At 50.0% G+C, this 20,943-nt stretch carries 16 protein-coding genes; 15 read left to right on the top strand and 1 reads right to left on the bottom strand.

What is annotated here, in order from left to right:
- Positions 1-49: 49 nt before the first annotated feature.
- The 10 genes from rlmD (at position 50) to queE (ending at position 13,190) form a co-directional block, all read left to right on the top strand.
- Positions 50-1,384 (top strand): 23S rRNA (uracil(1939)-C(5))-methyltransferase RlmD, encoded by a 1,335-nt coding sequence (gene rlmD, locus RS889_RS04520; protein ID WP_315709506.1) that lies wholly within the window; start codon positions 50-52, stop codon positions 1,382-1,384.
- 9 nt (positions 1,385-1,393) lie between these two features.
- Positions 1,394-3,628, top strand: coding sequence for a GTP diphosphokinase (gene relA / locus RS889_RS04525; RefSeq protein ID WP_315709507.1), 2,235 nt, complete (start codon positions 1,394-1,396; stop codon positions 3,626-3,628).
- A 209-nt stretch (positions 3,629-3,837) separates the two neighbouring features.
- Positions 3,838-4,632: a nucleoside triphosphate pyrophosphohydrolase gene (gene mazG, locus RS889_RS04530; RefSeq protein ID WP_315709509.1), complete on the top strand. Its 795-nt coding sequence runs from the start codon at positions 3,838-3,840 to the stop codon at positions 4,630-4,632.
- 227 nt (positions 4,633-4,859) lie between these two features.
- A complete protein-coding gene (pyrG, locus tag RS889_RS04535) occupies positions 4,860-6,497 on the top strand; it encodes a glutamine hydrolyzing CTP synthase (RefSeq protein ID WP_021017534.1) in 1,638 nt (545 codons plus the stop codon).
- An 80-nt stretch (positions 6,498-6,577) separates the two neighbouring features.
- Positions 6,578-7,879 (top strand): phosphopyruvate hydratase, encoded by a 1,302-nt coding sequence (eno, locus tag RS889_RS04540; RefSeq protein ID WP_021017533.1) that lies wholly within the window; start codon positions 6,578-6,580, stop codon positions 7,877-7,879.
- Between the two features lie 485 nt (positions 7,880-8,364).
- Positions 8,365-9,357, top strand: a complete 993-nt coding sequence (locus tag RS889_RS04545; protein WP_315709511.1) for a TRAP transporter substrate-binding protein — start codon at positions 8,365-8,367, stop codon at positions 9,355-9,357.
- A gap of 57 nt (positions 9,358-9,414) precedes the next feature.
- Positions 9,415-9,945: a TRAP transporter small permease gene (locus tag RS889_RS04550; protein ID WP_315709512.1), complete on the top strand. Its 531-nt coding sequence runs from the start codon at positions 9,415-9,417 to the stop codon at positions 9,943-9,945.
- Positions 9,938-11,245, top strand: coding sequence for a TRAP transporter large permease (locus tag RS889_RS04555; RefSeq protein ID WP_021017530.1), 1,308 nt, complete (start codon positions 9,938-9,940; stop codon positions 11,243-11,245). Before RS889_RS04550 ends, RS889_RS04555 begins: the two co-directional genes overlap by 8 nt.
- A gap of 18 nt (positions 11,246-11,263) precedes the next feature.
- Positions 11,264-12,403: a beta-galactosidase BglB gene (bglB, locus tag RS889_RS04560; RefSeq protein WP_315709513.1), complete on the top strand. Its 1,140-nt coding sequence runs from the start codon at positions 11,264-11,266 to the stop codon at positions 12,401-12,403.
- 115 nt (positions 12,404-12,518) lie between these two features.
- The gene (queE, locus tag RS889_RS04565; protein ID WP_315709514.1) at positions 12,519-13,190 is read left to right on the top strand and encodes a 7-carboxy-7-deazaguanine synthase QueE; all 672 of its coding nucleotides are present in this window, start codon (positions 12,519-12,521) and stop codon (positions 13,188-13,190) included.
- A 9-nt stretch (positions 13,191-13,199) separates the two neighbouring features.
- On the opposite strand, the gene queD is transcribed toward queE, so the two are convergent.
- Positions 13,200-13,577, bottom strand: coding sequence for a 6-carboxytetrahydropterin synthase QueD (gene queD / locus RS889_RS04570; protein ID WP_021017527.1), 378 nt, complete (start codon positions 13,575-13,577; stop codon positions 13,200-13,202).
- A 353-nt stretch (positions 13,578-13,930) separates the two neighbouring features.
- Between queD and cysJ the strand changes: the two genes are divergently transcribed.
- From cysJ to cysD, 5 genes are all read left to right on the top strand, one after another.
- Positions 13,931-15,751: an NADPH-dependent assimilatory sulfite reductase flavoprotein subunit gene (gene cysJ / locus RS889_RS04575; protein ID WP_315709515.1), complete on the top strand. Its 1,821-nt coding sequence runs from the start codon at positions 13,931-13,933 to the stop codon at positions 15,749-15,751.
- Positions 15,751-17,466: an assimilatory sulfite reductase (NADPH) hemoprotein subunit gene (gene cysI / locus RS889_RS04580; RefSeq protein WP_315709516.1), complete on the top strand. Its 1,716-nt coding sequence runs from the start codon at positions 15,751-15,753 to the stop codon at positions 17,464-17,466. The genes cysJ and cysI overlap by 1 nt, the downstream gene beginning before the upstream one ends.
- A gap of 12 nt (positions 17,467-17,478) precedes the next feature.
- Positions 17,479-18,213, top strand: coding sequence for a phosphoadenosine phosphosulfate reductase (gene cysH / locus RS889_RS04585; RefSeq protein ID WP_290180388.1), 735 nt, complete (start codon positions 17,479-17,481; stop codon positions 18,211-18,213).
- A gap of 377 nt (positions 18,214-18,590) precedes the next feature.
- On the top strand, positions 18,591-20,018 hold the full coding sequence (cysG, locus tag RS889_RS04590) for a siroheme synthase CysG (protein ID WP_315709517.1): 1,428 nt from the start codon (positions 18,591-18,593) through the stop codon (positions 20,016-20,018).
- A gap of 9 nt (positions 20,019-20,027) precedes the next feature.
- Entirely contained in the window at positions 20,028-20,936 is a 909-nt protein-coding gene (gene cysD, locus RS889_RS04595) for a sulfate adenylyltransferase subunit CysD (protein ID WP_021017521.1), read from the top strand.
- Positions 20,937-20,943: the final 7 nt, after the last annotated feature.

Genomic DNA, 20,943 nt, shown 5'->3' on the forward strand with positions numbered 1-20,943 from the left:
TGTGGGAGAATTAAAGCCGAATATTCCGTTAAAACAATGACAGCAAATTATGGCGCAATTCTACTCTCCAAACCGGCGTGTGACGACCCGGCAAATCATAACTGTGACGGTAAATGATCTCGATCCTTTTGGCCAGGGTGTTGCCCGCCATCAAGGTAAAACGGTTTTTATTGCCGGTGTATTGCCGGGAGAGCAGGCCGAGATACAAATTACTGACGAAAAACGTCAGTTTGCGCATGCCCGACTCAAACGGTTGCTCAGTCGCAGCGAAGAACGTGTCGAGCCGTGCTGTCCACACTTTATGGTGTGCGGAGGCTGTCAGCAGCAGCACGCTAGTCAGCCGCTTCAGCATCGCAGTAAAACGGCGGCTTTGACGCGAATGATGGCCCGGGAAACCGGTGCCCCGATACCGGAGGCGACGTTGATCGCCGGATCGGCCTATGGGTACCGGCGGCGTGCCCGACTTGCATTATACTATCTGGCGAAACAGCAGCGTTTGCTGATGGGATATCGGCAGGCTGGCTCACACGATCTGGTAGATATTCAAGTCTGCCCGATATTGTGCCATGAACTGGAGACATTGTTGGTGCCGCTGCGTGATTGCCTGAGCAGTTTACAAGCGGTGAAACGGCTGGGGCATGTGGAACTGGTACTGGCAGAACAGGGACCGCTGGTTGTTCTGCGTCATCTCGATATGCTCAGTCAGACTGACCGGCAGGTATTGTCTGGATTTGCCCGGCAACAGGCTGTCTCTTTGTTTCTGGCCTCTGATGCCGACACGTTGGAATGCCTGCACGGTTCTGAGCCGCATTATCAGGTTGATTCACTATCTCTGGCATTCAGTCCGCGTGATTTTATTCAGGTTAATGATGATATTAACCAGAAAATGGTCGCGCAGGCGCTGGATTGGCTGGATGTCCAGCCGCAAGATCGGGTGCTGGATCTGTTTTGCGGCATGGGGAATTTTACGCTACCGCTGGCACAGCGTGCGGCAGCGGTCGTCGGCGTGGAAGGTGTGGCTGCCCTCGTGGTAAAGGGCAAGGAGAATGCCTACAGTAATGGTTTATCCAATGTTACATTTTTTCACCAAAATCTTGAAGATGATGTGACCCGGCAGCCGTGGGCGTCCCAAGGATTTGATAAAGTGTTACTTGATCCGGCACGTGCGGGTGCTCCCGGCGTGATGCCACAGATTGTGAAACTGAGCCCCAAACATGTAGTTTATATATCCTGTAATCCGACCACGCTGGCACGGGACAGTAAAGTCCTGCTGACGGCGGGTTACCAGCTGGCGCGTATCGCGATGCTGGATATGTTTCCACATACCGGGCATCTTGAATCAATGGCACTTTTTTTGCTTGGTTCCGGTGGCTCGGTAAAGTAGGGAGAAATTATGGTTGCGGTAAGAAGTGCGCATTTGAATACAGCGGGCGAATTTGTACCGGATGCATGGATTGCGTCGTTAGGGATTGCCAGCAAGCAATCGTGTGACCGTTTAGCCGAAACCTGGCGTTATTGCGAACAACGAACTCAGAATCATCCGGATGCTATGCTGCTGCTGTGGCGTGGTATCGAGATGGTCGAAATTCTGTCTACATTGAGTATGGATAATGACAGTATGCGCGCCGCCATGCTGTTTCCGTTGGCCAATGCCAACGTGGTGGATGAAGACGTACTCAGAGAAGAATTCGGTGCGAATATTGTCAATCTGGTGCATGGCGTGCGTGATATGGATGCTATCCGCCAACTGAAAGCCACGCAGAATGATTCGATGGCCTCAGAGCAGGTGGATAATATCCGCCGTATGTTGCTGGCCATGGTGGAGGATTTCCGTTGCGTCGTGATCAAGCTGGCAGAGCGGATCGCACATCTGCGTGAAGTGAAAGATGCGCCAGAAGAAGAGAGAGTACTGGCCGCCAAAGAGTGTACCAATATCTATGCGCCACTCGCGAACCGGCTGGGTATTGGTCAACTTAAATGGGAATTGGAAGATTTCTGTTTCCGTTACCTGCATCCGGATGAATACAAACGGATTGCCAAGCTGTTACATGAGCGGCGTATTGACCGTGAACAGTACATTGATGATTTCGTTAAAACATTGCGTGCAGAAATGGCGAAGGAAGATGTGAAGGCTGACATATATGGCCGTCCCAAACATATCTACAGTATCTGGCGCAAGATGCAAAAGAAATCGCTGTCGTTCGATGAGCTGTTTGATGTCCGCGCCGTGCGTATCGTGGTTGAGCGTTTGCAGGATTGTTACGCGGCGTTGGGGATTGTTCACACTCACTATCGCCACCTGCCGGATGAATTTGATGACTATGTAGCCAACCCGAAACCGAATGGTTATCAATCTATTCATACTGTGGTGTTGGGGCCTGGCGGTAAAACGCTGGAAATACAGATTCGTACCCGGCAAATGCACGAAGATGCCGAACTGGGCGTGGCGGCGCACTGGAAGTATAAAGAAGGTGCTTCGGTCGTCGGTCGTGCCGGCTATGAAGGCCGTATTGCCTGGTTACGCAAACTGCTGGCCTGGCAGGAAGAAATGGCTGATTCGGATGAAATGCTGGACGAAGTTCGTAGTCAGGTGTTTGACGATCGGGTTTATGTGTTTACCCCGAAAGGGGACGTAATGGATCTGCCTATCGGCTCAACCCCGCTGGATTTTGCCTACCATATTCACAGCGACATTGGTCACCGTTGCATTGGCGCCAAGGTCGGCGGACGTATTGTGCCGTTTACCTACCAGTTACAGATGGGTGACCAGATCGAAGTCATTACCCAAAAACAGCCTAATCCCAGCCGTGACTGGCTGAATCCTAATCTGGGTTATGTCACCACCAGTCGTGGTCGTTCCAAAATTCATAACTGGTTCCGTAAACAGGATCGCGATAAGAATATTCTGGCGGGCAAACAAATCCTGGATGACGAGCTGGGTAATCTGAACATCAGTCTGAAGATGGCGGAGAAGCTGTTGCTGCCCCGCTATAACATTAATTCCATGGATGAGTTGCTGGCGGGCATTGGCGGTGGGGATATCCGTCTCAACCAGATGGTAAATTTCCTGCAATCCAAGGTGAATCAGCCCAGTGCGGAAGAGCAGGATCGCGAGGCGTTGCGTCAGTTGACACAAAAGCCACAGCCATCCATCCAGCGCAATAACAAAGATAATGGACGAGTGGTGGTGGAAGGGGTTGGTAACCTGATGCACCATATTGCTCGTTGCTGCCAGCCGATACCCGGCGATGATATTGTGGGGTTCATTACCCGCGGGCGGGGGATTTCCATTCATCGGGCGGATTGTGAGCAACTGGATGATCTGCGTGTCCATGCGCCGGAACGAATTGTGGAAGCCGTGTGGGGAGAAAGTTATTCCAGCGGTTATTCATTAGTGGTACGCGTTACTGCTAATGATCGTAGCGGATTACTGCGTGATATCACCACTATCCTGGCCAACGAAAAGGTTAATGTGCTTGGGGTTTCCAGTCGTAGTGATGTGAAGCAGCAGGTCGCCACTATTGATATGGAGATAGAAATCTACAACCTTCAGGTGCTGGGGCGCGTATTGGCGAAGCTGAATCAGCTACCAGACGTTATTGACGCCCGTCGTCAGCAAGGCGCCTGAGGTGAATCCAGCCACGAATGTTTGTCGGACTTTGTGCATGACACCTTCCCGTCTTTTTCTTTTCAGGAGAGGGTATTTTTGCCTTCTCTCTCCTGAAAAGGGGGACTGGTCGGGGTTAAGCATGTCGATTTGCCATCATACTCTCGACGCTTATCAACTCTGCTTTCCTTCTCATCGGAAAAACTCATCGGAAAAATCAGGACAGAACAATGCCTTCATCCACAGAACGTCTGCTTGACATCATGAAAAAACTGCGCGATCCCGCAAAGGGTTGCCCCTGGGATCGTGAGCAGACGTTTGACACCATTGCACCTTATACGCTGGAAGAAACGTACGAAGTTTTGGATGCCATCAACCGTAAAGATTTTGATGATTTGCGCAGTGAACTGGGCGACCTGTTATTTCAGGTCGTGTTTTACGCGCAGATGGCACAAGAGAAAGGGTTGTTTGATTTTTCTGACGTGTGTGATGCCATTAGCGATAAGCTGGAACGCCGTCACCCGCATATTTTTGCTGATGCTTGTTTGCCAGACAGTAAGGCCGTGCTGGCCAATTGGGAACAGACCAAGTCACAGGAACGTGCCGAAAAAGATCGTCATTCGCAGTTGGATGACATCCCTGAATCGTTTCCGGCACTGATGAGAGCGCAAAAGATACAGCAGCGCTGTGCCGCTGTCGGTTTTGACTGGACCAGCCTGGGACCCGTACTTGATAAGCTCTATGAAGAAATAGACGAAGTCATGTTTGAGGTCAAGCAGGGGGTGATTGATGAAGATAAACTGGAAGAAGAAATTGGCGATATGCTGTTTGCTGCCGTGAATTTTTCCCGTCATCTCGGACATAAAGCGGAAATTGCGCTGCAAAAGGCGAATCATAAATTCAGCCGACGCTTCCGTCAGGTAGAACAAATCATTAGTACTAAAGGAAAAACGCTCTCTGATGCGAGTCTGGACGAAATGGAAGTAGCCTGGCAGCAAGTGAAAGAGACTGAAAAAAACAGGTAAGTCCTTTCCCTTTGAGATAATGCCTGTTTAAGGACCTTTTTTCCGCTATCCACATGATTATTAAATAACTTGTTATGGTTGCTTTTTGGAGTTAGCGCCCGTTCACCAAGAAGATGGCTACGTCACAATTGGCAAAACGAACATTTGTGACGTTCATCAGGTTCGGGTATACTACTTTCCCGTCTTGGTCTTTCTATCGTCCTTAAACCTAAACTCTCAGGTTCAGCATGACAACTAATTATATTTTTGTGACCGGCGGGGTTGTTTCCTCTCTGGGTAAAGGCATTGCCGCAGCCTCTCTCGCGGCTATTCTCGAAGCCCGTGGCCTCAACGTTACCATCATGAAACTGGACCCGTATATCAATGTGGATCCGGGTACGATGAGTCCAACGCAGCATGGTGAAGTGTTTGTTACCGAAGATGGCGCAGAAACCGATCTTGATCTGGGTCATTATGAGCGCTTTATCCGCACTAAAATGACGCGCCGTAACAACTTCACCACCGGACGTATCTATTCCGATGTTTTGCGTAAAGAGCGTCGAGGCGACTATCTGGGGGCGACCATTCAGGTTATTCCTCACATCACTAACGCGATTAAAGAGCGCATCATTGAAGGCGGTGAAGGCCATGATGTTGTGCTGGTGGAAATCGGCGGTACGGTGGGTGACATCGAATCCCTGCCATTCCTGGAAGCTATTCGCCAGATGGCAGCGGAAGTAGGGCGTGAGCACACGCTGTTTATGCACCTGACGCTAGTGCCTTATCTGGCGGCGGCTGGTGAAGTGAAAACCAAACCTACCCAACATTCCGTTAAAGAGCTGCTGTCTATCGGTATTCAGCCCGATGTGCTGATTTGCCGTTCTGATCGTACCGTGCCGGCTAATGAGCGCGCAAAAATTGCGTTGTTCTGCAACGTACCGGAAAAAGCGGTTATCTCTCTGAAGGATCTTGATTCCATTTATAAAATCCCGGCGCTATTGAAATCACAGGGCCTGGACGATTATATTTGTAAACGATTCAGCTTGGACTGTGAGGAAGCTGATCTGTCAGAATGGGAACAGGTCATTTATGCAGAAGCGAATCCTGGCGGCGAAGTGACGATTGGTATGGTCGGTAAGTATGTTGAATTACCGGATGCCTATAAGTCAGTAATTGAAGCATTGAAACATGGTGGTTTGAAGAACCGCCTGACGGTGAATATCAAGCTTATTGATTCACAGGACGTTGAAACCCGTGGTGTCGGCGTGCTGAAAGGTTTAGATGCGATTCTGATTCCGGGTGGCTTTGGCTATCGTGGTATCGAAGGCAAAATCATGGCGGCAGGTTATGCCCGTGAAAATCAGATTCCCTATTTAGGCATTTGCCTGGGGTTGCAGGTCGCATTAATTGAATTTGCCCGTAATGTTGCCGGTATGGATGGGGCAAACTCAACAGAGTTTGTACCAGACTGCAAGTATCCGGTTGTCGCGTTGATTACCGAGTGGCGTGACGAAGATGGTAACATCGAAGTCCGCAGCGAGAAGAGCGATCTGGGCGGTACTATGCGTGTAGGCGGACAGCAATGCCATCTGGCTGAAGGAAGCCTGGTACGCCAGCTTTATGGTGAGCCGACGATCATTGAACGCCATCGTCACCGTTATGAAGTGAACAATATGTTGTTGAAACCGCTTGAAGCGGCGGGATTGCGTGTTGCCGGTCTTTCCTCCGATCGCAAGCTGGTGGAAATTATTGAAATTCCTGATCATCCGTGGTTTGTCGCGTGTCAGTTCCATCCGGAATTTACGTCAACTCCCCGTGATGGACACCCCTTGTTTGCTGGCTTTGTAAAAGCCGCAGGGGCGTATCAGAAGCGTTTGGTGAAATGAATTTTGTCAGCAATGCGCGAGTCTGTGATCGCGCGTTGTCTGTCTGAGGTTTTAGTTTAACTTGTACTGAGGAAAATCTAATGTCCAAAATTGTTAAAGTCATTGGCCGTGAAATCATCGACTCACGCGGAAATCCGACTGTTGAGGCTGAAGTTCACCTGGAAGGTGGTTTCGTTGGTCTGGCTGCGGCGCCGTCAGGTGCTTCTACCGGTTCCCGCGAAGCGCTGGAACTGCGTGATGGCGATAAATCCCGTTTCCTGGGCAAAGGTGTTACCAAAGCGGTTGCTGCTGTTAATGGTCCGCTTGCTCAAGCTGTCCTGGGAAAAGATGCCAAAGACCAGGCTAACATCGATAAGATCATGATCGATCTGGATGGCACTGAAAACAAATCCAACTTTGGTGCCAATGCCATTCTGGCGGTTTCTCTGGCCAGCGCTAAAGCGGCGGCGGCTTCCAAAGGTATGCCGCTGTATGAACATATTGCCGAACTGAACGGTACCCCAGGCAAATTTTCTATGCCATTGCCGATGATGAACATCATCAACGGTGGCGAACACGCGGATAATAACGTTGATATCCAGGAGTTCATGATTCAGCCGGTTGGCGCGAAAACCGTGAAAGAAGCGATCCGTATCGGTTCTGAAGTATTCCATAACCTGGCAAAAGTCCTGAAAGCTAAAGGTATGAATACCGCTGTGGGTGATGAAGGTGGTTATGCGCCAAACCTGGAATCCAACTCGGCTGCATTGGCTGCTATCAAAGAAGCGGTAGAAAAAGCCGGTTATGTGCTGGGTAAAGACATCACGCTGGCCATGGACTGCGCGGCTTCCGAATTCTACAACAAAGAAACGGGTAACTACGAGCTGAAAGGCGAAGGTAAAACCTTTACTTCTCAGGAATTCACTCACTATCTGGAAGGCCTGACCAACGAATACCCGATCGTGTCTATTGAAGATGGTCTGGATGAGTCCGACTGGGATGGTTTTGCTTACCAGACCAAAGTGCTGGGTGACAAAATCCAGCTGGTGGGTGACGATCTGTTCGTGACCAATACCAAGATCCTGAAGGAAGGCATCGAAAAAGGTATCGTCAACTCCATCCTGATTAAATTCAATCAGATTGGTTCTCTGACCGAAACCATGGCGGCTATCAAAATGGCGAAAGATGCTGGCTACACCGCTATCATTTCTCACCGTTCTGGCGAAACTGAAGATGCTACCATCGCCGACTTGGCGGTAGGTACGGCGGCTGGCCAGATCAAGACCGGTTCCATGAGCCGTTCTGACCGTGTTGCCAAATACAACCAGCTGATTCGTATCGAAGAAGCACTGGGTGCTCGCGCACCGTTTAATGGCCTGAAAGAAGTGAAAGGCCAGGCGTAATTATTGCGTCTTCCGCGGAGCGGTGTTGCTGGTAGTATGCGGTAAAAACGTTCTGCGTTACGTAACAGAAAAACCAGAGGTGCAAAGCACCTCTGGTTTTTTTTGTCATCACTTCGCTGTTTTCCAGACCACGATATCTCCTAAGCCACAATGTTTCTCGGTGCGCTGACTACACTGACGAGCAACTCTTTTCCTCCCCTGCGTTATGACCTTGATGCCACAAGTGCTTCTCGTGGTGGCGTGGCAATAACCCCCTCATTTCCTGTGATCGTGATAAACGAACTATGGGTTTTATTTTGTTAAAATTCCTTTTTATAAAAACTTTGAACCCGATCGAGATGTTCTTCTTCAGGTTGCCAGTGCATAGCCCGACATGGCAAAAGCACAAAGGTCTTCAGTATGGTTGGGTGCTACGTTAGGGCAATGACAGTGAAATATTGGTCTGTCGTGAAACCGTCATAAAAAACGATTGGAGAAGAATGGCGATGAAGATATGTAAAATTAATACCTCGATGAAGTTGGTTGCTGCGGCCTTACTCTTCTCACTCAGTCACGGTGCTTACGCAGCAACCGTACTCAAGCTGGCCTATGCGGAAAATAGCGAGCCAGTAAAACAAGCGCTGCAATACATCGGTCAGAGTGTTGAACAAAAAACTCATGGTGAGGTGCAAATTCAGTATTTCCCCGACAGCCAGCTCGGTGGTGAGCGTGAACTGGTTGAAATGACGCAGGTCGGCGCGATTGACCTGACCAAGGTTTCATCGGGTTTATTGGAAAGTTTCTCTCCGCTTTATGGGGTGTTCTCTTTACCCTATCTATTTAAGAGTCAAGAAGAATTTTACAAGGTGATGGACGATCCCGACATCATGGAGCCGGTTTATCAGTCTACCGAAACGCAGGGTTTCATTGGCATGGGATGGTATGACTCTGGTGCGCGCAGTTTCTATATGAGCAAAGGACCGGTCAAAAGTATTGATGATCTGAAAGGGAAAAAGATTCGGGTCATGCAGAGTGAAACGTCCATCAACACAATGAAATTGCTCGGTGCTTCCCCTATCGCCATGAGTCAGGCAGAAGTCTATACCTCATTGCAGCAAGGTATCATTGATGGTGCGGAGAATAATGAATTTGCCCTCACTATCGCCCGCCACGGAGAAGTGGCCAAGTATTACACCTACGACATGCATACCCGCATTCCTGACATTGTGATCATGAGTAGTTTGACCAAAACCAAGTTGACACCGGATCAGATGAAAGCGTTACAGGAAGCGATTCACGAATCGGTCGAGGTTGAGAAGAAAGCGTGGAAGGAAGAGATGGATAAAACCCGCGAGCTGGCCAAATCCCAGTTTGGTGTGCAGTTCTTCAACATCGACTATGTCCCGTTTAAAAAGGCGGTCCAGCCGATCTATGAAAGACTGAAAAGCAAGCCACAGGTTTATGCGCTGTACCAAAAAATTAGCCAAGTGAGTCAATAGGTTTTGTTGTGGGGAAAGGGGGTCCTTTCTCCCATTTGGCATGATGTTGAGGGTTTTATGAGCATAATTAGAAAATGGCTGGACAGAGTCATAGAAGTCTTCTGTTGCAGTTTGCTGATCGTGATGGTTTTGGTCGCCTGCTGGCAGGTTATCAGCCGCTATATATTCAATGCACCCAGCATTTTCTCAGAAGAATTTCTCCGCTTCTCCCTGGTTTGGCTGTCCGTCATTGGTTTAGCCTATGTTGCAGGTAAACGTGAACACATTAGTTTAACGCTGTTTCTGGATAAGTGTCCTCCACGCCTGACCGCTTACTGGAACATGGTTATTCAGGTGGTGTTTATCCTATTTTCGATTTACATCCTGATCATTGGTGGCTGGCATGTTTCGCTGAACGCCATGATGCAGATTTCTCCAGTCTTGCAGATTTCGATGGGTAAAGTGTATTACTCCCTCCCGCTTTCAGGTGTCCTCACCATTGTTTACTGCGTGCTGAATATTGTCGATATGAGCAGGGAGGCGCGGAACCACAATAAGAAATCGAACCCGAAGCAAGGTCATACATTAGCGGGAGGTCATCATGATTGATCCTGTTATCGCCGCCAGCATGTTGGTGGGTATTTTTATCTTGTTACTGGCTTTGGGCGCCCCCATTGGTTTGTGTATCGTGATTGCTTCCGGCGCGACTATCATGTTGGTGCTGCCATTTAATATCGCGATGTTCACCACGGCGCAAAAAATGTTTTCCAGCTTGGACAGTTTTGCACTGCTGGCAGTCCCGTTTTTCATTCTGTCCGGGGTCATCATGAATAATGGTGGTATAGCCTCCCGTTTGGTGAATTTTGCAAAACTCTTTACTGGCCGCATTCCCGGTTCACTCTCTTACACTAATATCGCCGGGAATATGATGTTTGGTGCGGTCTCCGGCTCGGCGATTGCGGCATCAACCTCCATTGGCGGTGTACTGGTGCCGATGAGTGCTAAAGAGGGATACAGCCGTAGTTTTGCTTCCGCAGTCAATATTGCTTCAGCACCGACGGGCATGCTGATTCCGCCCACTACCGCCTTCATCCTGTATGCACTGGCCAGTGGTGGAACCTCTATCGCTGCACTGTTTGCGGGGGGGCTGGTGGCAGGGGTTTTATGGGGAATCAGTTGTATGGTAGTGGCTTATATCGTTGCCAAGCGTAACAACTATACTAACTTCTTTGCTCTGCAAAAGGGGATGGCCTGGAAAGTTACACGTGATGCGCTCCCGAGTATGCTGCTGGTGGTCATTATTGTCGGTGGTATCGTCCAGGGCATCTTCACTGCCATCGAAGCCTCTGCGGTAGCCGTAATCTATACCGCCTATCTGACACTGTTCTTGTATAAAACGCTGTCCTGGAAGGATATCCCAAGGATCCTCATCCAGACCTTTATTATGACGGGCGTCATCATGTTCTTGTTGGCAACGTCTTCCGCGATGTCGTTTGCCATGTCGATGACTGGCATTCCAGGTGCCCTTAGCAAACTGATCCTGGGTATCTCACAAAGCCCGAAAATAATCTTGCTGGTAGTGACACTCTTCCTGCTGGTTGTGGGTGCGTTTATGGATATTGGCCCGGCAATTTTGATTTTCACTCCCATTCTGCTGCCAATAATGGTGAGAATCGGCGTCGATCCGGTGCATTTTGGGATTCTGATGGTTTACAACCTGGCGATTGGCACTATCACACCGCCTGTCGGTAGTGGACTGTATGTTGGGGCCAGTGTCGGACAAGTCAAAGTGGAAGATCTGATTAAGCCATTAATCCCTTTCTACATTGCCATCATCGCTGTGCTGATGCTTATCACCTATTTACCTGAATTAACGCTATTTTTGCCAAAAATGCTTGGTGTGATGTAATCGAATTCGAGGAACGCTATGAACGTCTTTCCTGTAAAACACAGTCCGCTACTGTGCCAGCCTGCATACTTTATTTCACGTGATGGTCTGAAAGCGCTGATTTGTCGTATTACCAATAATCTGATCAATATCGAGGACAAAACCGGGGAGTTTTTGCTGCGACTGGATGATGGGCGTGTCATTGATACCAAAGGCTGGGCTGGCTGGGAATGGACGCATGGCATCGGGTTGTATGGTATTTATCAATATTACCGCCAGACTGGTGATGAACAGATGCGGACCATCATTGATGACTGGTTTACCGCTCGTTTGGAGGAAGGCACGCCGACCAAGAACGTCAATACCGTTTGTCCGTTTCTGACGTTGGCCTATCGCTATGAAGAAACGGGTGACAGCCGTTGGCTACCTTACCTTGAGCGTTGGGCTGAGTGGGTGATGTACGACATGCCGCGCACCCATAAAAACGGCCTGCAACATATCGTGTATAACAGTGAAAATACCGATCAACTGTGGGACGATACGCTGATGATGAGTGTGTTGCCGCTGGCCAAAATCGGTAAATTGCTCAACCGCCCTGAATTCGTTGAGGAAGCGACTTATCAGTTCCTATTGCATGTGCAGTATTTGGTGGATCGCCAGAGCGGGTTATGGTTCCACGGCTGGACATTCGCGGATAGTCACAATTTTGCCGAGGCGCGCTGGGCACGTGGTAACAGTTGGCTGACTATTGTCATCCCGGAATTTATCGAGCTGCTTGATCTGCCAGCACACAATGCAACCCGTCGTTTTCTGATTCAGGTACTGGAAAACCAGGTTGAGGCGCTGGAGAAATATCAGGATGACAGCGGCCTGTGGCACACCTTGCTGGATGACCCGAATGCCTATCTGGAGAGCTCCGCTACCGCCGGGTTTGCCTACGGTATTCTGAAAGCGGTACGTAAGCGTTACATTGATAAACGCTACGCTGTCGTGGCTGAAAAGGCGATTCGTGGTGTGGTGAACAATATAAATAGTGACGGTGAGCTGCTACAGGTGTCTTTCGGCACCGCGATGGGCAAGGACCTGGACTATTACCGCCAGATTCCGCTGACTTCCATGCCATATGGCCAGGCGATGGCGATTTTGTGTCTGTCTGAATATTTGCGTGTGTATTTATAATTGGGCTCATGGCTTATCCTGTACGGGCTTTCGTGGTTGGAAGCCCCTTTTTTTTATGATTGTTACCCGCTATCGGTGATAATGCGGATTTAGCCAGAAGGAATGATGAAACACGATGCTGTACCCGATTAACGAAATGTTCCAGACCCTGCAGGGTGAAGGTTACTTTACTGGCGTGCCGGCGGTGTTCATCCGCCTACAGGGCTGCCCGGTGGGGTGCAGTTGGTGTGATACCAAACATACCTGGGATATGTTGGCGGTTCGACAGATTCCGCTGGACGAAGTATTGGTAAAAACCCAGGAGAGTGACGCCTGGGGCGAAGCCAGCGTGGATGATATCCTGCTACAGATCAGTAAACTGGGCTATACCGCTAGGCATGTGGTGATTACCGGCGGAGAACCCTGTATCCACGATCTGACACCGCTGACACAAGCGTTGGAGCGGCAGGGATTCAGCACACAGATTGAAACCAGCGGCACACATGAAGTGCGCTGTTCGCCGAAATGTTGGGTCACCGTCTCGCCGAAAGTGAATATGCGCGGTGGTATGGTGGTTATCGATCAGGCGTTGCTGCGTGCCGATGAAATCAAACACCCAGTAGCGCGGGAGCGGGATATCGCCGCACTGGATATACTGCTGGCCCGCCTGACTGACGATAAATCCCGTATTGTCGCCTTGCAGCCCATTAGTCAGAAAGAGGATGCTACCCGGCTGTGCATTGAAACCTGTATTGCCCGCAACTGGCGGTTATCGATGCAGACCCACAAATATCTCGATATTGCCTGATGCCCGGATTCAGGCGTTATTGATGCCTTCACCCCGATAGATACAGCCCGCAGTGCAGGTTTCTTTAACCATGACTGCACTCAGTTCCGGCAGTGATGGTTTTATCTGCTGCCAGATCCACTGAGCCAATACTTCACTGGTCGGGTTTTCCAGACCGGGAATCTCATTCAGATAGTGGTGATCCAACTGTTCCCAGACTGGTTTAAACGCTGCTTTCAGTTCGGCGAAATCCATTACCCAGCCGGTATACGCGCCGACTTCGCCAGTAATTTCCAGTCGGACTATAAATGAGTGTCCATGCAGGCGGCCGCATTTGTGTCCGGCAGGAACATGGGGAAGACGATGTGCAGCTTCAAACTGAAAATCTTTGAACAGTGTGGTTGGCATGGCGGTAAATCTCTTATGGCCTGAAAAACCGACGCATACTACCGGAAAGTTGTCTGTTGTGCTATTTCTCACCAGTAAGTAAGCGTGAATAGTGATTTTCACTGCTTAATTGTGAACATAGAGGCATATTTTCTGTAGCTAAAGTATGAATGAGATCTTTTGCTATGAATGCGCCATACCACTTTTGATGGTAGTTTCTATCAAAAAAACCATTTAGTCGTTTTGGTTATTTGATATGTCCATCATTTCTTTAATTGTTACCATGCGGATGGTTACCTTATACCCTATTCGATTTTTATCGCGCTCAATCTGCATGAGTGCCGGCCGACCAGAACAAGGATACAGATATCACGATGACAACTTCGGTTTCCCCGACTTCGTTGCTCCCGTTGAGTACGGAGCAACTTTCGCGCTTGCAGGCGGCAACTGGTGATTTATCACCGATGCAACTGTCCTGGTTGTCCGGTTATTTTTGGGGGATAGCGCAGCAGCAATCCGGAGTGACAACAACGGATATCACGAACAGTGCGACTGTTGCTTCCGCACCACCACAGATAATCACGCTGATTTCAGCTTCTCAGACGGGTAATGCCCGACGCGTGGCCGAGCAGGTGCGCGATGATTTATTGGCCGCCAACCTGCCGGTGACGCTGGTCAATGCTGGTGATTACAAATTCAAACAGATTGCGCAGGAAACGCTGCTGCTGCTGGTAACGTCTACCCAGGGTGAAGGCGAACCGCCGGAAGAGGCGGTAGGGTTGTATAAATTTTTGTTTTCGAAAAAGGCTCCCCAACTTACCGGTACGGCGTTTGCAGTATTCGGTCTGGGCGATACGTCTTATGAATTTTTCAGCAAGGCTGGCAAAGATTTCGACCGCCGTTTGGCGGAACTGGGTGCCGAGCGTTTGTTGGAGCGTGTTGATGCGGATATGGAATATCAGCCGCAGGCGGAGCAGTGGCGTCGCCAGTTGGTGGACACGATTCAGCCTCGATTGTCGGCTCAGAGCAGGGCAACCGCGCCGACGGCAGTCAGTTCAACGGATAACACTATTGTCAGCAGCCCATATACCAAGGAGGCACCGCTGGCGGCCTCTTTGTCGGTGAATCAAGTCATTACTGGGCGCGCTTCTGAAAAGGATATCCGCCATATCGAAATCGATTTGGGGGAATCCGGGTTGCGTTATCAGCCTGGTGATGCCCTCGGTGTCTGGTATGAAAATGATCCGGCGCTGGTGCAGGAATTATTGGATTTACTGTGGTTGAAGGGTGACGAACCCGTGGTAGTGTCGGGGGAAACCGTGCCGTTATCGCAAGCGTTGCGTTGTCATTTTGAATTGACCCAGAACACGGCACCGATTGTGGAAAAATATGCCGCCTGGTCACGCAGTGAAAAACTGCTGGGGCTGGTGGCGGAAAAGGCCGTGCTACAACAGTACGCACAGCAGACGCCGCTGGTTGATATGGTACGCGAAGCCCCGACAGAACTAACGGCAGAGCAGTTAATAGCGTTACTGCGTCCATTAACGCCACGCCTGTACTCCATCGCTTCTTCACAGGAAGAGGTCGGCAATGAAGCACATATCACCGTTGGGGTAGTTCGTTATGATTATGAAGGGCGTAACCGCATCGGTGGCGCTTCTGGTTATCTGGCAGATCGGCTTGGTGAAGATGACGAAATACGTGTTTTCATTGAACGCAATGACAATTTCCGTCTGCCAACCAATCCGGAGGCACCCGTTATCATGATCGGCCCCGGAACCGGAATTGCACCGTTTCGTGCCTTTATGCAACAACGGGAAGCCACTGGTGCCAAGGGTAAAAACTGGCTGTTTTTTGGTAACCCGCACTTTACCGAAGATTTTCTGTATCAGGTGGAGTGGCAACGTTATGTGAAAGATGGCTTGCTGACCGATGTCGATCTAGCCTGGTCACGTGATCAGCCGCACAAGATTTATGTGCAGGACCGGATCCGCGAAAAAGGCGCTGAAGTGTGGCGCTGGATTCAGGATGGTGCACATATTTACGTTTGTGGCGATGCTAATCATATGGCGAAAGATGTCGAAAGGGCATTATTGGATGTGGTGGCGGCACACGGTGGCATGGATACCGAGCTGGCAGATGAATTTTTAAGTGAACTGCGCCTTGAGCGGCGTTATCAGCGAGATGTGTACTAATGAGTGATAAACATCCTGGCCCTCTGGTGGTAGAAGGTAAACTGGCTGATGCCGAACGTCTGAAGCTGGAAAGTAATTTTCTGCGCGGCACCATAGCTGAAGATTTAAACGACGGCCTGACTGGCGGTTTCAACAGCGATAATTTTTTGCTGATCCGTTTTCATGGTATGTATCAGCAGGATGACCGTGATATCCGCGCCGAGCGGGCTGAACAGAAACTGGAACCACGGCATGCCATGATGCTGCGTTGCCGTCTACCCGGTGGGGTAATGACGCCTGATCAGTGGCTGGGCATTGATAAATTTGCTGCGGAAGAGACGCTGTACGGCAGTATTCGTATCACTAACCGGCAGACGTTTCAGTTTCACGGTATTCTGAAATCGAAGTTGAAATCGGCTCACCAGGTATTACACGATGTGGGGCTGGATTCACTGGCTACCGCCAATGATGTTAACCGTAACGTATTGTGTACCTCTAACCCGGTAGAGTCTGAACTGCACCAGCAGGCTTATGAATGGGCGAAAAAGATCTCAGAGCATCTATTACCACGTACTCGCGCCTATGCTGAAATTTGGCTCGATCAGGAAAAAGTAGCCACTACGGACGAAGAACCGATTCTCGGTCCGGCTTATTTGCCGCGTAAATTTAAAACCACGGTAGTCATTCCACCACAGAATGATGTGGATCTGCATGCTAACGACCTGAACTTCGTTGCTATTGCCGACAATGGTCGCCTGGTGGGCTTTAACGTACTGGTGGGCGGGGGATTATCCATCGCTCACGGTGATAAAGCGACCTATCCGCGTGCCGCCAGCGAACTGGGTTACATCCCAGTGGAGCAGACGTTGGCGGTGGCTGAAGCTGTGGTAACCACTCAACGTGACTGGGGCAATCGCACCAATCGTAAAAACGCCAAAACCAAATACACTCTGGAGCGGGTTGGCGTAGATATTTTCAAACAAGAAGTAGAGCGTCGGTCGGGTGTAACGTTCGGAACGGTACGTCCGTATGAATTCACCGGGCGTGGTGATCGTATCGGCTGGGCAAAAGGTATTGACAATAAATGGCATTTAACACTGTTTATTGAGAATGGCCGCATCCTGGATTATCCGGGACGTCCGCTGAAAACCGGTATCGCCGAGATTGCCAAAATTCATAAGGGAGATTTTCGTCTGACAGCCAATCAAAATCTGATTGTGGCCGGTGTATTGTCACGGGATAAGGCCAGCATTGAAACATTAGCCCGGCAATATGGGCTGATGGATGATGCGATCAGTGAGCAGCGTAAGAATTCAATGGCGTGCGTGTCGCTGCCAACCTGTCCGCTGGCGATGGCAGAAGCTGAACGTTTTCTTCCCGAGTTTGTCACTAAAGTGGAAGCGGTGATGCAGCAACACGGTGTGGCTGATGAACATATCGTTTTGCGGGTAACTGGCTGCCCCAATGGCTGTGGTCGTTCCTTACTGGCGGAAATCGGGCTGGTGGGTAAAGCGATTGGCCGTTATAACCTGCATATTGGTGGGAATCGGGAAGGTACGCGAATTCCACGTATGTATCGGGAGAATATTACCGAAGCGGAAATCCTCAGTGATATTGATCAATTGGTTGGCCGTTGGGCCAAAGAGCGTCATGACGGGGAAGGCTTCGGCGATTTCACGATCCGCGCCAACATTATTAAACCGGTGCTGGACCCAGCCCGTGATTTTTATGACTGACAGGAGAGCCTGATGTCTACGTTTGATCTGGCGGCGCTTAACGTTTTGCCACATTCAGAACAGTCTGCCGCGCTGGTGGTGATAAACGGCCAACTTGAATTACTATCAGCACATGAGCGGGTAGCCTGGGCACTGGAAAATCTGCCAGGTAATTTTGTGCTCTCCTCCAGTTTTGGCATTCAGGCGGCAGTGTGTCTGCATCTGGTGACTCAGCAGCGTCCCGATATCCCGGTTATCCTGACGGATACCGGGTACCTGTTTCCGGAAACCTATCAGTTTATCGATAACCTGACGGAGCGGCTTAATCTGAATCTGCATGTCTACCGTGCGGAATTCTCTCCAGCCTGGCAGGAAGCTCGCTATGGCAAGCTGTGGGAGCAGGGTGTGAAAGGTATTGAGCAGTATAATCACATCAACAAGGTTGAACCGATGAATCGTGCCCTTAAGGAACTACAGGCGCAGAGCTGGTTTGCCGGGTTGCGTCGTGAGCAGTCTGGCAGTCGTGGTCATTTACCGGTATTGGCGGTGCAGCGTGGTGTGTTCAAGCTCTTGCCGATTATTGACTGGGATAATCGGCAAGTTTATCAGTATCTGAAAGAAAACGACCTGAGCTATCATCCGCTGTGGGATCAAGGCTATTTGTCGGTAGGCGATACACATACCACTCGTAAATGGGAGCCTGGTATGAGTGAAGAGGAAACCCGTTTCTTCGGCCTTAAGCGAGAGTGCGGGCTGCACGAAGGCTGAAGGCTATCTCGGCTTTACTACTGTTGTCAGCAAATGTGCTTTTGACGGTTAATCTTTTTGTTGTAGTAATCACTTTTACGTGGTGATGCTTGCTGTTTCTGTGATCTCCGTGAAAGCGGAGATCTATTTTGATGTAAATAAACGCACACCGTTTTTGATGTAAGCGTGAAAAATGTTGAATCAGAAAAATGCTATACTGTTCAACAATAAATGCAGTGTAATTCAGGGTTAATATAAACAGTTATTAAGCTTTTTGTCCTGTTTTTAATAACTCGTTATTCCATTACGGAACTTATCATTCTAATTCGGCATTTCATAACCCTTCCCCATACACTTTATAGTCACTTTATGATTTTTTTAGCTTAGTAAAGGCCTCTGTGAACTATCTCCCTTTATTCGCTGATCTCCGGCATCGCCCCGTACTTGTCGTCGGTGGCGGCGAAGTGGCAACGCGTAAAATTGAACTGCTTCACCGTGCTGGCGCTGAAGTGAAAGTGGTGGCTAAGGCATTGTGTGAGCCACTCAGTATGCAGCAGCAGACGGGAAAGATCGCTTGGATTGCCCAGGAGTTTACGCCATTGCAGTTAGACGGTGTTTTTCTGGTCATCGCGGCGACTGATGATACTGAATTGAACGCGGTAGTATTTGATGCCGCCAATCGGCATCAGTTGTTGGTTAACGTGGTGGATGATCAGCCAAAATGCTCGTTTATTTTCCCTTCGTTGGTCGACCGTTCTCCTTTGCTGGTAGCGATCTCTTCTGGTGGACAAGCACCGGTGCTGGCACGGATGTTGCGCGAAAAATTGGAAGCGTTATTACCCTCCAGCTTGGGGCAAATGGCTCAATTGGCGGGTAGTTGGCGTGCCCGAATCAAACAACGTTTGCAATCGATAACAGAACGCCGGCGTTTCTGGGAGCGTATTTTCAACGGACGCTTTGCCAGTTTAATCGCCACCGGACAATTAGCGCAGGCAGAGCAGGAGCTACAGCAGCAGCTCGAACAACCTCAGTCAGTGCAGGGCGAAGTGGCGCTGGTTGGTGCCGGCCCGGGGGATGCGGGGTTACTCACACTCCGCGGTTTACAGTTGATCCAGCAGGCTGATGCCGTGCTGTATGACCATCTGGTCAGTTCGGATGTATTGGAATTGATACGCCGGGATGCGGAACGCATCTGTGTCGGTAAGCGTGCTAGTGCGCATCTGCTACCTCAGGAAGAGATTAATCAACTGCTCGTCACGTTGGCGCAGCAGGGGAAACGCGTCGTGCGTCTGAAAGGCGGCGATCCGTTCATGTTTGGCCGTGGTGGCGAAGAGTTGCAACATGTTGCACAGGCAGGAATTCCATTTCAGGTGGTGCCGGGAATTACGGCGGCAGCGGGAGCAACAGCGTATGCCGGTATTCCGCTGACGCATCGGGATTATGCCCAGAGCGTCGTGTTTATCACCGGTCATTGTCGTCCTGATGGTGATGTTTTGGACTGGTCTGCACTAGCTGGTGGGCGTCAGACTTTGGCGATCTATATGGGAACGGTCAAGGCGGCGGAGATCAGCCATCAGTTGATTACTCACGGACGTGAGGCGACAACGCCCGTGGCGGTGATTAGTCGTGGTACACGACGTGATCAGCAGGTCCTGATCGGCACATTGCAAACATTGGAACAACTGGCGCAGCAAGCCCCGACGCCAGCTTTGCTGGTGATCGGCGAAGTGGTCAATTTACACCAGCATATCGCCTGGTTTGGTGAACATACACAAACGCAGATGGCTACGGTTGAACACCGTCCGGTCGTCGTGAATTTGTCTTAAGGTACGATTATGGACGAAAAAAGACTCACGCATTTACGGCAGTTAGAAGCAGAAAGCATTCACATCATCCGTGAAGTGGCGGCTGAATTTGGTAACCCGGTAATGCTCTATTCGATCGGCAAGGATTCATCAGTCATGCTCCATCTGGCGCGTAAGGCATTTTATCCGGGAACACTGCCGTTTCCATTACTGCACGTGGATACTGGTTGGAAATTCCGCGCCATGTACGAATTCCGTGATCGCACGGCCAAAGCCTATGGCTGTGAATTGCTGATACACCGCAATCCGCAGGGCGTTGCTATGGGAATTAACCCCTTTGTACACGGCAGTGCCAAACACACCGATATTATGAAAACCGAAGGGTTAAAGCAGGCACTGGATAAATACGGTTTTGATGCCGCCTTTGGTGGCGCACGTCGGGATGAAGAGAAATCGCGTGCCAAGGAACGTATTTATTCGTTTCGTGATCGTTTTCACCGCTGGGATCCTAAAAACCAGCGTCCGGAGCTGTGGCACAACTACAACGGACAGATCAATAAAGGTGAAAGTATCCGTGTGTTTCCGCTGTCTAACTGGACTGAGCTAGATATCTGGCAATACATCTATCTGGAAAATATCGATATTGTCCCGCTCTATCTGGCGGCTCCACGTCCAATTGTGTCGCGTGATGGCATGTTACTGATGGTGGATGACGATCGTATCAATCTGCAACCGGGTGAGGTGATTACACAACGTATGGTGCGTTTCCGTACTCTGGGATGTTGGCCGCTGACGGGGGCGGTGGAGTCGCAGGCACAAACATTGCCGGAAATCATTGAAGAGATGTTGGTCTCTACTACCAGTGAGCGTCAGGGACGGGTGATCGACCGCGATCAGGCCGGGTCAATGGAGCTGAAAAAGCGTCAAGGGTATTTCTGAGGAATCG

The organism is Brenneria uluponensis, assembly GCF_032395385.1.
Taxonomy (GTDB): Bacteria; Pseudomonadota; Gammaproteobacteria; order Enterobacterales; family Enterobacteriaceae; genus Prodigiosinella; species Prodigiosinella aquatilis.

Excerpts from the sequence above, each read along its gene's own strand:
- rlmD (WP_315709506.1), top strand. The coding sequence starts at position 50 with ATGGCGCAATTCTACTCTCCAAACCGGCGTGTGACGACCCGGCAAATC.
- relA (WP_315709507.1), top strand. The coding sequence starts at position 1,394 with ATGGTTGCGGTAAGAAGTGCGCATTTGAATACAGCGGGCGAATTTGTA.
- mazG (WP_315709509.1), top strand. The coding sequence starts at position 3,838 with ATGCCTTCATCCACAGAACGTCTGCTTGACATCATGAAAAAACTGCGC.
- pyrG (WP_021017534.1), top strand. The coding sequence starts at position 4,860 with ATGACAACTAATTATATTTTTGTGACCGGCGGGGTTGTTTCCTCTCTG.
- eno (WP_021017533.1), top strand. The coding sequence starts at position 6,578 with ATGTCCAAAATTGTTAAAGTCATTGGCCGTGAAATCATCGACTCACGC.
- RS889_RS04545 (WP_315709511.1), top strand. The coding sequence starts at position 8,365 with ATGAAGATATGTAAAATTAATACCTCGATGAAGTTGGTTGCTGCGGCC.
- RS889_RS04550 (WP_315709512.1), top strand. The coding sequence starts at position 9,415 with ATGAGCATAATTAGAAAATGGCTGGACAGAGTCATAGAAGTCTTCTGT.
- RS889_RS04555 (WP_021017530.1), top strand. The coding sequence starts at position 9,938 with ATGATTGATCCTGTTATCGCCGCCAGCATGTTGGTGGGTATTTTTATC.
- bglB (WP_315709513.1), top strand. The coding sequence starts at position 11,264 with ATGAACGTCTTTCCTGTAAAACACAGTCCGCTACTGTGCCAGCCTGCA.
- queE (WP_315709514.1), top strand. The coding sequence starts at position 12,519 with ATGCTGTACCCGATTAACGAAATGTTCCAGACCCTGCAGGGTGAAGGT.
- queD (WP_021017527.1), bottom strand. The coding sequence starts at position 13,577 with ATGCCAACCACACTGTTCAAAGATTTTCAGTTTGAAGCTGCACATCGT.
- cysJ (WP_315709515.1), top strand. The coding sequence starts at position 13,931 with ATGACAACTTCGGTTTCCCCGACTTCGTTGCTCCCGTTGAGTACGGAG.
- cysI (WP_315709516.1), top strand. The coding sequence starts at position 15,751 with ATGAGTGATAAACATCCTGGCCCTCTGGTGGTAGAAGGTAAACTGGCT.
- cysH (WP_290180388.1), top strand. The coding sequence starts at position 17,479 with ATGTCTACGTTTGATCTGGCGGCGCTTAACGTTTTGCCACATTCAGAA.
- cysD (WP_021017521.1), top strand. The coding sequence starts at position 20,028 with ATGGACGAAAAAAGACTCACGCATTTACGGCAGTTAGAAGCAGAAAGC.